The sequence below is a fragment of the Nonomuraea sp. NPDC052634 genome (assembly GCF_040678535.1).
In the GTDB taxonomy this organism is placed as follows: Bacteria; Actinomycetota; Actinomycetes; order Streptosporangiales; family Streptosporangiaceae; genus Nonomuraea; species Nonomuraea fastidiosa.
In genome coordinates, this window is sequence record NZ_JBFATY010000001.1 from 1,375,721 (window position 1) to 1,389,488 (window position 13,768).

The 13,768-nt window shown below is 72.2% G+C and carries 10 protein-coding genes and 2 pseudogenes; 7 read left to right on the forward strand and 5 right to left on the reverse strand.

What is annotated here, in order from left to right:
- Positions 1-12 precede the first annotated feature (12 nt).
- Entirely contained in the window at positions 13-639 is a 627-nt protein-coding gene (locus AB0K67_RS06320) for an FAD-dependent monooxygenase (RefSeq protein ID WP_364057455.1), read from the reverse strand.
- Positions 584-1,171 (reverse strand): annotated as a pseudogene (locus AB0K67_RS06325) (FAD-dependent monooxygenase); the annotation flags it as partial. The gene AB0K67_RS06320 and the pseudogene AB0K67_RS06325, both read right to left, overlap by 56 nt.
- 65 nt (positions 1,172-1,236) lie before the next feature.
- Between AB0K67_RS06325 and AB0K67_RS06330 the strand changes: the two are divergent.
- The 4 genes from AB0K67_RS06330 (at position 1,237) to asnB (ending at position 6,580) form a co-directional block, all read left to right on the forward strand.
- Positions 1,237-1,686: a MarR family transcriptional regulator gene (locus AB0K67_RS06330; RefSeq protein ID WP_364053787.1), complete on the forward strand. Its 450-nt coding sequence runs from the start codon at positions 1,237-1,239 to the stop codon at positions 1,684-1,686.
- A gap of 57 nt (positions 1,687-1,743) precedes the next feature.
- Complete coding sequence (locus tag AB0K67_RS06335; RefSeq protein ID WP_364053790.1) at positions 1,744-3,078, forward strand: MFS transporter; 1,335 nt, start codon at positions 1,744-1,746, stop codon at positions 3,076-3,078.
- 319 nt (positions 3,079-3,397) lie between these two features.
- The gene (locus AB0K67_RS06340; protein WP_364053793.1) at positions 3,398-4,660 is read left to right on the forward strand and encodes a cytochrome P450; all 1,263 of its coding nucleotides are present in this window, start codon (positions 3,398-3,400) and stop codon (positions 4,658-4,660) included.
- Positions 4,661-4,741: 81 nt separating this feature from the next.
- Positions 4,742-6,580, forward strand: coding sequence for an asparagine synthase (glutamine-hydrolyzing) (asnB, locus tag AB0K67_RS06345; protein WP_364053796.1), 1,839 nt, complete (start codon positions 4,742-4,744; stop codon positions 6,578-6,580).
- A gap of 45 nt (positions 6,581-6,625) precedes the next feature.
- Here the strand turns inward: asnB and AB0K67_RS06350 are convergent.
- A pseudogene (locus tag AB0K67_RS06350) lies at positions 6,626-6,799 on the reverse strand (hypothetical protein); the annotation flags it as partial.
- Between the two features lie 139 nt (positions 6,800-6,938).
- Here AB0K67_RS06350 and AB0K67_RS06355 point away from each other — a divergent pair.
- Entirely contained in the window at positions 6,939-7,481 is a 543-nt protein-coding gene (locus AB0K67_RS06355; RefSeq protein WP_364053798.1) for a PadR family transcriptional regulator, read from the forward strand.
- 86 nt (positions 7,482-7,567) lie between these two features.
- Complete coding sequence (locus AB0K67_RS06360; RefSeq protein WP_364053801.1) at positions 7,568-8,740, forward strand: FAD-dependent monooxygenase; 1,173 nt, start codon at positions 7,568-7,570, stop codon at positions 8,738-8,740.
- Positions 8,741-8,801: 61 nt separating this feature from the next.
- Here the strand turns inward: AB0K67_RS06360 and AB0K67_RS06365 are convergent, their stop codons facing one another.
- Positions 8,802-10,241 carry a helix-turn-helix domain-containing protein gene (locus AB0K67_RS06365; RefSeq protein WP_364057458.1) on the reverse strand — a complete coding sequence of 480 codons (1,440 nt, stop codon included), beginning with the start codon at positions 10,239-10,241 and terminating at the stop codon, positions 8,802-8,804.
- A 293-nt stretch (positions 10,242-10,534) separates the two neighbouring features.
- Here AB0K67_RS06365 and aceA point away from each other — a divergent pair, with 293 nt between their 5' ends.
- Entirely contained in the window at positions 10,535-11,821 is a 1,287-nt protein-coding gene (gene aceA, locus AB0K67_RS06370; protein WP_364053804.1) for an isocitrate lyase, read from the forward strand.
- Between the two features lie 92 nt (positions 11,822-11,913).
- Here aceA and AB0K67_RS06375 read toward each other — a convergent pair whose 3' ends face one another.
- Positions 11,914-13,542 carry a protein kinase gene (locus tag AB0K67_RS06375; RefSeq protein WP_364053807.1) on the reverse strand — a complete coding sequence of 543 codons (1,629 nt, stop codon included), beginning with the start codon at positions 13,540-13,542 and terminating at the stop codon, positions 11,914-11,916.
- Positions 13,543-13,768: the final 226 nt, after the last annotated feature.

Sequence of the window (13,768 nt, forward strand, 5' to 3'; positions counted from 1 at the left end):
AGAACATGCAGGTCAACGGGGTTCGAGCGAGACGGCGTGATGACGGGTCAGCCCACCTGGACGGAGAGGCGGTTGCTGAAGCGGGCCGGCATCGTCGTCTGCGCCGTCTCCGGGACCAGCCGGGCGAGGATCGGCGGTGTGCGCCAGTTCGCCGGGTTGCGCCTGGCGAGCCGGGAGACCAGGGAGATGTGCGGGTAGCGGGCCCGCTCGTACGCGCGCAGCCGCGCCGCCCGGGTCGCCCGCGCCGGCCAAGGCCCGCCCGAGCACCCAGGCGTCCTCCAGGGTCTGGTTGGCGCCCTGGCCGAGGGTGGGCGGCATGGTGTGCGCGGCGTCGCCGGCCAGCGTCACCCGCCCCGCGCCCCACACCTCGGGCACCTTGCTCCAGTGGTGGCCGAAGAACTCCAGGTCCTCCTCGCGGGCGGCGGCGAGCACGTCGGAGACCGGCGAGCGCCAGCGCCCGAACCTGCGCCGCAGCTCGGCCGGCGGCGCGGCGGGCCGGGGATCGCGGGGTGACCAGCGGACGTCGAACCACCACTGCAGCAGCCCGCCGCCCGCGGGCATGAGGCCGCAGGCGCCCTCCCGCCCGCTGATCATGAGGTGCCTGGTGGTACCGGTGATCTCGATGTCGATGCGGCTCATGCCCTGCCAGGTGCCGAACGTGGCGGGCCGTACGGTGCCCTCGCCCCACAGCGTTCCGGCGTACGACGGAGTGGTGCCCGTCCGCGCCCACGAGCACGTCGCCGGTGGCCGTGGAGCCGTCGGCGAAGACGGCGGTGACACCGTCATCGTTGTGGCGTACGTCGCGGCAGGCCATGCCGTAGCGGACGACGTCGCAGGGCAGCCCGGCGGCCAGCCGGTCGAGCAGGTGGCGCGCGGGACGGCCCTGGTCGGGAAGCCGTAGCGGGCGGCGGCGTGCGTGAGGTCCATGGTGGTGCGCAGCCTGCCGCGCGGGGTCAGTGCCGTCGATCCTGTCGATGCGGGCGCCGACGCCGGCGAGCGAGACGCCGAGGTCGTCGAGTATCGCGTTGCCGTTGCTCCAGGCCAGCAGCGCCTTGCCGCCGGTGCGGCGCTCGGGCGCCTGCTCGTACACGCGGACGCGGTGACCCGCGGCCAGTAACACGCGGGCGATGGCCAGCCCGCCGATCCCCGCGCCGATGACGATGACATCCATCCGATTTTCTCCGCTTCGATGTATCTTCGCTTCGAAGTTACATTGGCGGCAAGTAGGGTGGCCCGGTGGGTTCCGCGCAACCAGAAGCCGTCTTCCGCGAATTCGTGATCGCGATCCTGGTGCACAACGACGCGCTCGCCGACCGTCTCGGCCTGCAACCCGCCGACGTGGCCGCCCTCATGCTGCTCGAGACGCGCGGCCCGCTCGCCGTGGGCACGATCGCCGAGGAGCTGGGGCTGCCGTCCGCCTCGACCACCCGCCTGATCGACCGTCTGGAGAAGGGCGGGTACGCCCGGCGCGTCCGCGGCGAGCGCGACCGCCGCATGGTGACCGTGGAGCTCGTGCCCGAGGGCCTGGCGGTGTACGAGGCCGCCTGCGAATCCACCAGGAAACACCTCGAAGCGCTCGCACAGCAGCACGGGATCGAGCGGATGCCGATGATGCTGGAGGTCTTCGCCATGGTCGGCTCCGCCTACCGGACCGCGCTCCGCGACCTGCGCGCCGAGGCGGGCTGACCTTCCGCCGAACCGCCGAGTGGCCCGACATTTCCGTCATGGGGTGCGGAGTTAAAGTTGCCCTCCGGGAGGCGCTCCCGGACCTCCCCCGCCAGGCAGCAGCGCGCACCACAGGGAGGACATGACGAACGCGCCTCGGGAACGGCCTTCATCCCGCTGGGCGGCTGGCTGTCGGACCGGTACGGGGCCAAGCGGGTGTTCGCGACCGCCATCGTGGTGTTCGGCCTGGCCTCGGTCGCCTGCGCGGCCTGCACCTCCTTATGGCAGTTCGTCGTGGCCCGCGTCGTCCAGGGCGCGGGCGGCGCGCTGATGATGCCGGTCGGGCGCATCATCGTGCTGAAGAACGCCGGCAAGCGGGACCTCATGCGCGCGACCGCGCTGATCACTTGGCCGGGGCTGGTCGCGCCGGTCATCGCCCCGGTGCTCGGCGGCGCGCTCACCACCTGGTACGGCTGGCAGTGGATCTTCCTGCTGAACGCGCCGCTCGCCCTCGCCGGGACCGCCCTCGTCCTGGCGTTCGTGCCGAGCGTGCGCGACAGCGAGCCCAAGCCGCTCGATCGCGCCGGCACCGTCCTCATCGTCACGTCGCTCAGCTTGACCATCTACGGACTGTCCGAGCTGGCGCACCCGTCCGCGGTGGGTCTCGACCTCGCCCTGCTGGCGGTCGGGCTGCCGGCGGGCGCGGCCGCCGTGTGGTGGTTCCTGCGGGCCGAGCATCCGCTGGTCGGTCTCGGGCCACTGCGGGTGCCCACGTTCGCGGCGGCCAGCCTGCACGCGGGCACCCTCATCCGCCTGGCGATCAGCGGGACGCCGTTCCTGCTGCCGCTCATGCTGCAGGAGGCGTGGGGGCAGACGCCGCTGGAGGCGGGGCAGCTCGTGCTGGTGTACTTCCTCGGCAACCTCGTCGTGAAGGTGATCACGACGCCGCTGATGCGGTGGCTCGGCTTCCGCACGGTGCTGGTGGGCAACGGGATCGCGGTGGCGCTGTCGATCGCGGCGTTCGGGCTGCTGGACGCGCGTACCGCCTTCGCCGTGGCGGCCGTGGTGGCGTTCGTGGCCGGGGCCACCCGGTCGATCGAGTTCACCGGCACCAACACGCTGTCGTTCGCCGACGTCGGCTCCGCCGATCGCGCCTCGGCCTCGACGCTGTTCAGCATGATGCAGCAGCTCTCCGTGGCGCTGGGAGTGGCGGTGGCGGCGATCGCGCTGCAGTTCGCGCACGGCGGGTCCGGTACGCCGCTCACGCAGGGCGACTTCACAGCCGCCTTCTGGGTGACCGGCGCGATCGCGCTGACGGGCGCGCTGCTGATGCTGCGCCTGCACCCCGACGCCGGCAACGAGGTCACCGGCCACCGCCCGCGCCGGCGCCGCAGAGCCCCCGCCGACGCCTGACCTCGATCCGCCGAGCCTCCGGCGCCGTCCGCCGCCGCCGCGAGATCGTCCGGACGCGCCACCCGAGCGAGCGCCCGGTCCCGTCGCCCTCTTCTCCCTCCCTGAAGGGACCTCGGCTCGCGAGATCGTCAAGTGAGCGCGGCCGACGCCTGATGGCGACGCTCCTGCGCCGGCCACCTCGGAGCGGACGCATGATGGCGATCGACGGCCGCGCGGGGCCACCGGAGTCTCGGGAATCACGCTGCGCGTATGTCATATGACGGTAAGTTACTCTCTCGTGACGGTCTGCCGCAGTACCCCCCGACCCTGGGAAACCCTGGTGGGCAGCGGCGCGCTGCCTGCCGCGCTGCTGGCCGGCGACGGCGTCGTGGAGAGCATGCTCCGCCGTACGGGAGGCATGTTCGGCCTGTGGGCCCCCGGCCTGGGCAGGGCCGTGGTGGTGTCCGATCCCGCGCTGGTCAGAGCGGTCATGCGGGCGCCCGACGGCGTGATGGCGGCGAGCCCGGCCGGCCGGATGCGCGAGCCGGTGATAGGGCCGCGCGGGCTGGCGCGGCTGGAGGGCGACGAGCATCGCGAGATCCGCTCGATCATGGTGCCGGTGGTCCGCGACCGGGTGCACGAGCGGCTGCGCGCGGCCACGGAGCGGCTGGCGCTGCGGGCCGCCGCCAAGTGCCCGCGCGGCAGGCCGTTCCCGCTGCGCCCGCTGCTGCACAGGGCGCTGCTCGAGGCCGTGCTGGAGCTGATCGTGGGCCTCTCCCCCGAGCGGCAGCGGGCCTGGCGGGTGCCGCTGCGCGAGCTGCTGCGCCGGGCCGACTCGTACGAGGTCACGGTGCGCTACGCGCTGCGGCACGCGGGCGCGCTGGACTGGTGGCCCGGCTACCACCGGGCGAAGGAGGCGTGCGACCGGCTGATCCACGCCGAGATCGAGCGGCGGCGCAAGACCGGCGGCGAGGGCGGCGATCTGCTCGGCGCGCTGCTGCGGGCCCGCGACGACGACGATGCGCCGCTGCCCGACGCGGTGGTGCGCGACCAGGTGATGAGCATGATCGCGGGGGCGCGTACGACCACGGCGAACGGTCTTGCCTGGGTGTTCGAGCGGGTGGTGCGCCACCCCGAGGTGCTGCGCCGGGTGACCGGCGAGAGCGAGCGGGGCGAGGGCGACGCGTACGCGAGCGCGGTGACGTACGAGGCGCTGCGGGTGCGCCCGCCGGTCACGTTCTTCGGCCGTACGGTCAGACGGCCGTTCGAGCTGGGCGGCAGGGTGCTGGTCCCGGGCACCACGGTCATCGTGCACCTGCGGACGCTGCACCACGACCCCGCGCTCTATCCCGACCCGGCCGCGTTCCGCCCCGAGCGCTGGCTCGACGGCAGGCCGGCCGGCTACGGGTGGATGCCGTTCGGCGGCGGCGCGCACACCTGCCTGGGCGACCGCCTCGCGATGGTGCAGATGCGGACGTTCCTGCAGGTCTTCACCCGCGAGCTGGCGCTGTCGCCGGCCTGGCCGGGTGACGAGCGGGTCAGGTGGAAGGCGTTCTGCAACGTGCCGGCGGCGGGCTGCCGCGTGATCGCCCGCCCGCGATGACCACCTTTGCCGCGCCTTTTCCCAACGGTCTACCCGTTACCGGGCACGATTCCGAGCCTGGGGTGAGACGGGGGACCGAACATGTGTGGCATCGCCGGCTGGGTGGACTTCGAGCGCGACCTGCGGCGGGAGCGGCAGACCGCGCAGGAGATGACCGGCACCATGGCCTGCCGGGGGCCCGACGACGAGGGGCTGTGGCTGGCCCCGCACGCCGCGATCGGGCACCGCAGGCTGGCCATCATCGACCTGGCGGGCGGGCGGCAGCCGATGGTGGCCGAGGAGGAGGGCCGCGAGCTCGCCGTGCTGACCTACAGCGGCGAGATCTACAACTTCGAGGAGCTGCGCGCCGAGCTGTCGAGCCGCGGCCACGTCTTCCGCACCCGCAGCGACACCGAGGTCCTGCTGCGCTCCTACCTCGAATGGGGCGAGGACCTGGCCGAGCACCTCAACGGCATGTACGCGTTCGCGATCTGGGACCCCCGCGCCGAGCGGCTGCTGCTGGTGCGCGACCGCATGGGCATCAAGCCGCTCTACTACTACCCCACCGAGCACGGGGTGCTGTTCGGCTCCGAGCCCAAGGCCGTGCTGGCCAACCCGCTGGCGAGCCGCGTGCTGGATCTGGAGGGGCTGCGCGAGCTGCTGGCGTTCGTCAAGACGCCGGAGCACGGCGTGCTGTCCGGCCTGTACGAGGTCCGCCCCGGTCAGATCGTCCTGGTGGACAGGGACGGCCTGGTCAAGCGCCGCTATTGGCGACTCGAATCCCGCGAGCACCCTGACGACGTGGCCACGACCGTGAAGACCGTGCGCGAGCTGCTGGACGACATCGTGGCCAGGCAGCTCATCAGCGACGTGCCGCTGTGCGCGCTGCTGTCGGGCGGCCTCGACTCCAGCATGATCACTTCGCTGGCGGCCAGGCTGCTGCGCGAGCAGGGTCTCGGCACCGTGCGCTCGTTCTCGGTGGACTTCGCCGGGTACACCGAGAACTTCAAGCCCGACCTCACCCGTTCCACGCCCGACACGCCGTACGTGCACGAGCTGGCCCGCTTCGCCGGGGCCGACCACAGCGACATCGTGCTCGACTCGGCCGCGCTGATGGACCGTGAGGTGCGCGCGGCCGTGCTGCGGGCGCGCGACCTGCCGATGGGCATCGGCGACATGGACACCTCGCTCTACCTGCTGTTCAAGGCGATCAGGGAGCACTCGACGGTGGCGCTGTCCGGCGAGTCGGCCGATGAGGTGTTCGGCGGCTACCGGTGGTTTCACGACCCGGAGACGGTGTCGGCCGAGATGTTCCCGTGGCTGGCCAGTCCGGCCTTGTCCGCGCACGCGGGCGCGGAGCGCCTGTTCCACGACGATCTGCAGCGGCAGCTCGACCTGTCCGGCTACCGGGAAGAGCGCTACCGCGAGGCGCTGGCCGAGGTGCCGCACCTGCCGGGCGAGAGCGGGCACGAGCGGCGCATGCGGGAGATCGGCTATCTGCATCTGACCCGGTTCGTGCAGGTCCTGCTGGACAGGAAGGACCGGATGAGCATGGCGAACGGCCTGGAGGTGCGGGTGCCGTTCTGCGACCACCGCCTGGTCGAGTACGTGTTCAACGCGCCGTGGTCGCTGAAGACCTTCGACGGGCGGGAGAAGAGCCTGCTCAGGGCGGCGTCTGCGGACCTGCTGCCGGAGAGCATCCTGCAGCGGGTCAAGAGCCCGTATCCGGCCACGCAGGATCCCGCGTACGACGAGGGGCTGCGCGAGCGGGCCCGCGAGCTGCTCGACATCGCCGACTCCCCCGCGGCGCGGCTGGTCGACTGGGACAAGGCCCGCGCGACCGTCGAGGAGCCCGCCTCGCCGGAGACGCGGGCGGCGCTGGAGCGGTTCGTCCAGCTCCACCACTGGCTGAGCCGTTACCGCGTCGACCTGGCGCTCTGACCGAGCTGCCCGGAGGGGCCGCTCAAAGGGCCGCCCAGGTGCCGATCAGAGATGCCGCCCGGAGAGCCGGCCGGCGATCTCGCCGGCCGTCAGCACCAGCGCGAACCCCTTGCGCAGCACGGCCAGCTCAGGCTCCTGACGTGACTCGTCGTCGGTGGCGGTGACGTCGGAGCCGAAGACCACCCGGTAGCCCCGCTCGTACGCCTGCCTGGCGGTGGTGCCGCAGCAGCAGCGCCGACCGTTCCGCGTGGACGTCGAAACCCGCCCGCCCCCGCTCGTACGCCTCGCGCGCCCGCTGCGTCACCCACTCCTCGGTGTAGATCACGGCTTATATCTCGATTCGATATACCTCGTTTCGATGTGGCACGATAGCAGCGTGCTGGAGCTGGCGATACTGGGATTCCTGGCCGAAGGGCCGCTGCACGGCTACGAGCTGCGCCGCAAGGTCGCCGCGCTGTCCGGCCACGCCCGCCCGGTCAGCGACGGGAGCCTCTATCCGGCGATCAACCGCCTGGTCAAGGCCGGCCTCCTCGACCGCCGCGACGAGCCGGGCGCGGCGGCGGCCCGGCGCCAGACGCTCACGCTCACCGCGGCCGGCCGCGACGAGCTGCTGCGCCGCCTGCGCGAGCCGGCCGAGCACGACATCACCGACGGCAGCCGCTTCTTCACGATCCTGGCCTTCCTGTCCCTCCTGCCCGACCCGGGCGAGCGCGCGGCCGTGCTCCGCCGCCGCCTCGCCTTCCTGGAGCAGCCGGCGAGCTTCTTCCACGACGGCGACCGCCCGCTGCGCGCCGCCGACATGAGCGATCCCTACCAGCGCGGCATGCTCGTCATCGCGCGGGCGACCAGCCGCGCCGAGCGCGCCTGGCTGCACGAGATGCTCGACGGCGACCCGGCGTGAGCGCGGACCCTCCCACCGGCCACCGCGTCACGTTCTGTTACCCTCTGTAACGTCCTGCTGTCATTGCGTCACATCGGGGGTTTGGGGTGAAGGTCGCGTGCGTCGGCGGCGGTCCCGCCGGTCTCTACTTCGCGTCGCTGCTGAAGCGCACCGATCCGGCGTGCGAGGTCACGGTCTACGAGCGCTATCCCGAGGGCTCGACGTACGGATGGGGCGTGACGTACTGGGACGAGCTGTACGCCAACCTGCGCGCCATCGACCCGGAGTCCGCGCACGCCATCCGCGACGCCTCGGTGCGCTGGAAGACCTGGGTGGCCCGCGTCGGCGACCAGCCGCCCGCCCGGATCAGCCACTGGGACGGCGGCTTCGGCATCGGCCGCAGCGTGCTGCTCGCCATCCTCGCCGACCGGGCACGCTCGCTCGGCGTGGACATCGAGTACGGCCGTGAGATCTCCGGCGAGGAGGAGCTGGCCGACTGCGACCTCATCGTGGCCTGCGACGGCGTCAACAGCGGGCTGCGCGAGCGGCACGCCGGACACTTCGGCACCGCCGTCACGGCCGGCCGCAACGCCTACCTGTGGCTGGGCACGACCAAGGCGTTCGGCCCGTTCACGTTCTCCTTCGCCGACACCCCGTACGGCTGGATCTGGTGCTACGGCTACGGATACGACCCCGGCCACAGCACCTGCGTCATCGAGTGCTCACCGGAGACGTGGGAGGGGCTGGGCCTGCACGAGGCCACCGACGCCGACGGCCTCGCCATGCTGGAGAAGCTGTTCGCCGACATCCTCGACGGCCATCCGCTGATCGGCCGCGACGACGCCGGCGAGAGCGCCCGCTGGCTGAACTTCCGCACGGTGACCAACGAGCGCTGGTACCACGGCAACGTCGTGCTGATGGGCGACGCCGCGCACACCACCCACTACTCGATCGGCGCGGGCACGGCGCTCGCGCTCGGCGACGCGGCCTACCTGGTGCACGCGCTCACCACCGAGCGGGACCTGCCGTCGGCGCTGGCGAGCTACGAGCGGGGCCGGCAGCGTACGATCCGGCGCGCCCAGAAGGCGGCGCGCTACAGCGCCCGCTGGTACGAGAACCTGCCGCGCTACGTCCACCTGCCGCCCGACCAGCTGCTCGCGCTGCTCGGGCAGCGGCACTCGCCGGTGCTGCCGCACGTGCCGCCGCGCCTGTACTACCGCTTCGACCGGGCGGTGGAGCAGGCGTCGTCGTGGTGGTCGCGGATCACCGGGCGCGGCTGAGCACGGCTTCAGGCATCGGCCGAGTGACCTTCAAGGGCGGAGGCCGCCGTTCCAGGCCTGCTCAGGCGTCGGCCGCGTGCCGTTCCAGGAACGTGTAGACGTCGGCCTCGTCCACGCCGGGGAACGATCCGGGCGGCAGCGCGGCCAGCACGTGGCTGTTGGCGCGCGCCGACGGCCAGGCGTAGCCCTCCCAGCGTTCGGCCAGCTCGGCGGGCGGGCGGCGGCAGCAGTCGCCGTTGGGGCAGTTGGAGCGGGTGCGGTTGGTCGTCTCGCGCCCGCGGAACCAGCGCGACTCCTTGTACGGCACCCCCAGCGTGATCGCGAAGTCCCGCTCGCGCGACGGGTCGACGTGGGCCACGCAGAAGTAGGTGCCGGTGGGCGAGTCGGAGTACTGGTAGTAGACGGAGAACCGGTCGGGTGAGGCGAACACCTGACGCCCCGACCACTGCAGGCACATCCGCTGGCCCTCGATGGCGCCCTGCTCGTCGGCGGGGAAGACGATGCCGTCGTTCTCGTACGCCTTGTAGATGATGCCGCCCGCGTCGTTGCGCACGAAGTGGCAGACCAGGCCGAGGTGGTGGGTGGCGAGGTTGGTGAAGCGGTGTGCGGCCATCTCGTACGAGACGGCGAAGACGTCGCGCAGGTCCTCCACCGACAGCGCGCGGTCGGCCTTGGCCTCCTGGAGGTAGAGCGCGGCGGCCTTCTCCGGCACGAGGATGGCGGCGGCGAAGTAGTTGGCCTCGGTGCGCTGGCGCAGGAAGTCGGCGAAGTCGCGGGGCTTGTCGTGGCCGAGCGCGAGGTGGCCGAGCGTCTGGAGCAGGATCGTGCGCGGGGTGTGCATGCCGAGCTGCTCGTGCTTGACGTAGATGCGGCGGTGGCGCAGGTCGGTGATGGAGCGCACCGAGCGCGGCAGGTCCTGCGCGGTGTGCACGGTGTAGCCGAAGTGCGTGACCAGGCTCTGGATCATGCTCTGCGAGAGCGCGCCGGTACGGTAGCCGACCGCCTCCAGGGCCTCGGCCGCCGCCTTCTCGATCTCCGGGAAGTAGTTGCCCACCTCGCGCTGGCGGCGGCGCAGCTCGGCGTTGGCGGCCCTGGCCTCCTCCGGCGTGGCGGTGCCCCTGGCCTGGCGGGCGCGCAGCTCGCCGTACAGGCCGAGGATGTGTTCGAGCACGTCGTTGGGGACACGGGCGGAGACCTTGAGCCTGGGCAGGCCGAGACCGGCGTAGATGGGGTCGCGCTGCGCCTCCTCCAGCGCGATCTCCAGCTGGGCGCGGCGGCTGGGCGGCTGCCGGCGCAGCAGCTCTTCGATGGGTACGCCCAGGGCGTTCGCCAGTGACTTGAGCAGGGAGAGTTTCGGCTCGCGCTTGCCGTTCTCCAGCAGGGAGAGCTGGCTCGGGGCCCGGCCGACGCGCGCGCCGAGGTCGGACAGCGTGAGGCCGCGCTGTTTGCGCAGGTGGCGCAGCCGCTGTCCGAACGCGATCAGATCGAGCTCTTGCGTCAAAGACAGCGGTTCTTCGCTCAGCACGGACGCCATGCCGGAATCTTAGACAGAAATTCCGGGCATTTTCTAGAAGCAGCGCCCCACAGAGCGACGCTGGGCCGCGACCGCCCACCGCCCGCGGGATTGGTCTAGGCCAAAGGTAAAACTCGCGATTTCTTCACACTTGAATACCAGCAAGTAATGCATGCACACGAAAAATCAGCGAATCTTCTCAGCTCGATGCCCTATTTGACCATGGTTGCCAGGGCAGAGACTTCGGCGTGAGCCCCAGGGGACGACCGAAGGAGTGAACGGTGAACGATCGCCTCAAGGGAGCTGCCGAGCAGCTGCGGGACGAATGGGAGAACCACCCTCGCTGGGAGGGCGTCGAGCGCACCTACAGCGCCGAGGACGTGATCAGGTTGCGTGGGAGCGTCCAGGAGGAGCACACGCTGGCCCGGCTCGGCGCCGAGCGGCTGTGGAGCCTCCTGCAGACCGAGGACTACGTCAACAGCCTCGGCGCGCTGACCGGCAACCAGGCCGTGCAGCAGGTGCGGGCCGGCCTGAAGGCCATCTACCTGTCCGGCTGGCAGGTCGCCGCCGACGCGAACCTGAGCGGGCACACCTATCCCGACCAGAGCCTCTACCCGGCGAACTCCGTGCCGGCGGTCGTGCGCCGCATCAACAACGCGCTGCTGCGGGCCGACCAGATCACCTGGGCCGAGGGCGCGGACGACGCGCCGCACTGGCTGGCGCCCATCGTGGCCGACGCCGAGGCCGGCTTCGGCGGCGTGCTCAACGCGTTCGAGCTGATGAAGGCGATGATCGCGGCCGGCGCCGCGGGCGTGCACTGGGAGGACCAGCTCGCCTCCGAGAAGAAGTGCGGCCACCTCGGCGGCAAGGTGCTCATCCCGACCGGCCAGCACATCAAGACGCTCAACGCCGCCCGGCTCGCCGCCGACGTCGCGGGCGTGCCCACCCTGGTCATCGCGCGGACCGACGCACAGGCCGCGACCCTGCTGACCAGCGACGTGGACCCGCGCGACCAGCCGTTCGTCACCGGCGAGCGCACCGCCGAGGGCTTCTACCGGGTCAGGAACGGGCTGGAGGCGTGCGTGGCGCGCGGCCTGGCGTACGCGCCGTACGCCGACCTGCTCTGGATGGAGACCGGCACGCCCGACCTCGACGTGGCCCGCGCGTTCGCCGAGGCGATCAAGGCCGAGTACCCGGACAAGATGCTCGCCTACAACTGCTCGCCGTCGTTCAACTGGAAGGCGCACCTCGACGACTCCACCATCGCCAAGTTCCAGCGCGAGCTGGGGCACATGGGATACAAGTTCCAGTTCATCACGCTGGCCGGGTTCCACTCGCTGAACTACGGCATGTTCGACCTGGCACACGCGTACGCGACCGACGGCATGAGCGCGTACGTCGAGCTGCAGGAGGCCGAGTTCGCGGCCGAGGCGCGCGGCTATACCGCCACCCGGCACCAGCGCGAGGTCGGCACCGGCTACTTCGACCTGGTCAGCACCGCCGTGGCGCCCGACTCCTCGACGACGGCGCTCAAGGGCTCGACGGAAGAGGAGCAGTTCGCACACTGACCTCGGTCAAGGCTCGCCGGACGCCTCCAGGGCATGGGAGTGTTCCCCGGCGAACGGGCCGCGCCGGTTTCCCCCAGCACCGGCGCGGCCCTTCAGCGTCCCGACGGTGTGGGGTCGCCCGTGGCCGGGCTCTGCGAGGGCGCCGGTGAGGGCTCTCCCGGCTCCCCTGGGCCCTCCTGCGGGATGCCGCTGATCGAGGCCGACGGGATGGGGCAGGCGCGGCGCTGCACCGGACGCCTGATCGGGCGGTTCCCCGGCCGCGTCCGATGGCCGCCGGGCCACGCGCAGGTCTCCGGCTCGTCGTCGCCGCGCCCCCGGCCGCGATCGCCGTCCCTGCCGTCCGGGCCGAAGGTGCGCGGCGGGGTACGGGGAGTCGTGAACGTGCTGCGGGACGGCGGTGCGAGTGTCCTGACCGGCTCCTTCGTCATGGTCTCCGTGACGACCACCGTGGACGTGCCCGGCGGCGGAGCCGTCGTCGCCGGGCGCACCACCGGCAGGCCACGCCCGGCCGAGGCGGTGGGCCGGATGGTCGAGTGCGCGCTGCCGGACGTCTCCACGACGGCGGGCGGGTCGGCGGGCGGCAGCGCGCCGCCCTCGCCGCCCGTCCCGTCACCGCCGCCGGCCGCGGCGATCACGGTGAGCGCCGCGATGGAGACGGTGGCCAGCGCGGCGAAGCCCGCGTGCCCGAGATGCGCGGTCTGCCGGGCCCGCCGTCCGCGCTCGGCCGCACGGGAACGGTCCACATCGGCGGTGGCCGCTTCCGGGGTACGTGCGAGCCCGGCCGTGTGGCCGGGACCGGCCGCTGCCGGGTGCGGCACCGGGGTCCAGATCCTGGCCAGCACCTCGGACACCGCCTGCCGCGGGTTCCACGAATCGCCGACGCCGCCCGCCGCGAGCAGCGCACGCAGCAGGGCGGCGGCCAGGGGCCGCTCGGCAGGGTCCTTGGCCAGGGCGGCCGCGACGGTGGGCCGGAGCGGCGCGGGCACGCCGTCCAGGCGCGGCGGCTCGAACAGGATGCGCCGGGTGAGCACGTCGTCGTCGCCGCTGCCGAAAGGGTGGTGCCCGGTGGCGGCGTAGGCCACCAGACAGCCCCAGGCGAAGACGTCGGACGCGGGCAGCGCGGGCCCGCCGGTCAGCCGCTCGGGCGCCACCCATCCCGGACTGCCCATGACCTGTCCCGCCTGAGTGTGCGCGGCGGAGACGTCCACGTCGCGGGCGATGCCGAAGTCGATGACGCGCGGCCCGTCGGGCGACAGCAGCACGTTCGCGGGTTTGAGGTCGCGGTGCACCAGCCCGGCCTCGTGCACGGCCACCAGCGCGGCGGCGGCGCCGAGCGCGACGCCGTAGGCCAGGTCGGGCGTGAGCGCGCCGCCGGCCGTGACGACCTGGGAGAGCGCGGGGCCGGGGATGTACTCGGTGACGAGGTACGGGCGGTCCCTGTCGGCGCCGTCCTCGATGACGGCGGCCGTACAGAAGGGCACCAATCTGCGGGAGTATGCGACTTCTTCCGCGAACCGGGCGCGTAACGTGGCATCGTTGAGATGCACCGGATGCGGGGTCTTGAGTGCGACCAGGCCGCCCTGCGGGTGCTCGGCGAGGTAGACGACGCCCATCCCGCCGGCGCCGAGCCGGCCGAGCAGCAGATAACGGCCGATGATGACCGGGTCCCCCACCGTAAGCGGCCGCACGCCGGGAGGCATGCCGCTCGCACCACGCGTCATCCGGACCGCCTTCCCTGATCAGTGTCCTGCCAGAGCACACTGTGGCGGCATCCGCGGATGCTTTCCGCATGCCTTACACAAGGGGTATTGAAGGTAAGGCGGTCGTACCTTCTAGGTGAGTGAATGAAGTGACATAGCGGTCCGAAGTGGCGCTATGCCCTCAGGGTGGCCACGCCCCTTCCGGCCCTGCCCTGCTCCGGCCCTGCTCCGGCCCTGCTCCGGCCCT